Source organism: Shigella sp. FC1567 (assembly GCF_001743015.1).
Classification (GTDB): Bacteria; Pseudomonadota; Gammaproteobacteria; order Enterobacterales; family Enterobacteriaceae; genus Escherichia; species Escherichia coli.
The window spans coordinates 1-1,718 of record NZ_MIIV01000248.1; the positions used below are offsets into that span (position 1 = coordinate 1).

Consider the following 1,718-nt stretch of genomic DNA (forward strand, 5'->3'; position numbering starts at 1 on the left):
CGAACTCCGCCTTCGCAAAATAAGCGGAAGCCTGGCGAAGGATATCGTTACTGCGGCGCAGTTCACGATTTTCACGTTCCAGCTCTTTCAGACGCTGACGTTCAGCGGTGGTGAGCCCGCCATCACCGCCTCCGGTATCCCGCTCATGCTGGCGTACCCAGACACGCAGAGTCTCCGGTGTACAGCCAATCTTTGGGGCAATGGAACAAATTGCCGCCCACTGTGAGTCATATTCGCCCTGACTTTCCAGAACCATACGAATCGCCCTCTGACGGACTTCGGGGGAAAAACGAGTATTTTTAGTCATCCTGTTTACCTCTTTCTCAGGGAGTTTAGTCTCCAGGATTCCCGGGGCGGTTCATTCTGCATCGCAATGTTATACTGGATGATAAATTGGCGCACTGCTGAGGGATCAATAGATTCAGCAATCAATGACCACTCACCACTACCGAGTTGCTGATTCCCTTTTGTTAACTTATCAAGTTCGTAGGTCAGATTGACATTGATATAATCTTTGTCTTTAACGCGATCCAGCCTGGTTTTTGCAACGAAAGCATCGATTTGGGCAACGTCTTCCCCCTGATTGATAATATTAACCTGATTAAATTTCGACTCGCTTTCACCAACCGGAAATTTCTTTTCTTCTAATCGTGTCAGAGAATCAATGGTAAAACTTTTTGCCGTTACTTTGTTCATTGGTGATAATTGCAGAACAATATCTTCGACTTTGCCTTCAATATCCAGGTTAGACAATGAACTACCATCACCATTAAAAGTAAACTGGCCCTCACCAAAAGAAAACTTTCCATACTCTGCAGGGGCAACATCTAATGTCGTAGAGAATGAGCCACCAAACGCGAATCGCAATGTCGCTTCCACGGGCGATTTATTTTTCGCGGCGATAAATAGCGGTTGTGTCAGTTCATTATTCACTAAGTTCACTTTTGCCGCTGCCAGTGCTGGGATGACATTACCATGCATTAACATTGTGATGGGCAACGGACCGTGCTCAACATCCACATCAAATGCAACTTTCTGGCCTGGCTTGATATTGAGATCGGGTGCACCGTTATCAAATGAAATTTGCATTTGAAAATGGGAATTAAAAAAGCCTTTGTCAAAGTTTTTATAACTTAACGTCATATCGTAGGCATGTTCACCTTTCTTTTTAGCATCGTTAAAATCTTTAATAAATTTTTCGACACCAGGCTGAATTTGCGTACCTGTGTACCATATGCCACCACCCCAGATTACGGCTAACGCAACAATAACACCTGTAGCTGACTTACGTATCATATAAATATTCCCTGATAAAACAGCAAAACTTTGAATATCTGAGGTAGCCTGAGTTTAACGGACACTCCTTCCTGAAATAGAATGGCATCAGAAGGAGCTAATAATGAGCAGAAAAAACCAACGTTACTCTAAAGAGTTCAAAGCCGAAGCTGTCAGAACGGTTCTTGAAAATCAACTTTCGATCAGTGAAGGCGCTTCCCGATTATCCCTTCCTGAAGGCACTTTAGGACAATGGGTTACCGCCGCCAGAAAAGGGCTCGGTACTCCTGGTTCCCGCACGGTGGCTGAACTGGAATCTGAAATTCTGCAACTGCGTAAGGCGTTAAATGAAGCTCGCCTTGAGCGAGATATATTAAAAAAAGCAACAGCGTATTTTGCACAGGAGTCGCTGAAAAATACGCGTTAATCGAACAATGGCGACA

At 44.4% G+C, this 1,718-nt stretch carries 1 protein-coding gene and 2 pseudogenes; 1 reads left to right on the top strand and 2 read right to left on the bottom strand.

Annotation, left to right across the window (positions count from 1 at the left end; translation table 11 throughout):
• On the bottom strand, nucleotides 1-307 hold a 307-nt coding region (locus tag BHE85_RS14750; RefSeq protein ID WP_032219445.1), incomplete at its 3' end, for a transposase.
• A gap of 50 nt (nucleotides 308-357) precedes the next feature.
• Nucleotides 358-1,296, bottom strand: a pseudogene (locus BHE85_RS14755) (DUF945 family protein); the annotation flags it as partial.
• Nucleotides 1,297-1,399: 103 nt separating this feature from the next.
• Between BHE85_RS14755 and BHE85_RS14760 the strand changes: the two are divergent.
• Nucleotides 1,400-1,718 (top strand): annotated as a pseudogene (locus tag BHE85_RS14760) (transposase); the annotation flags it as partial.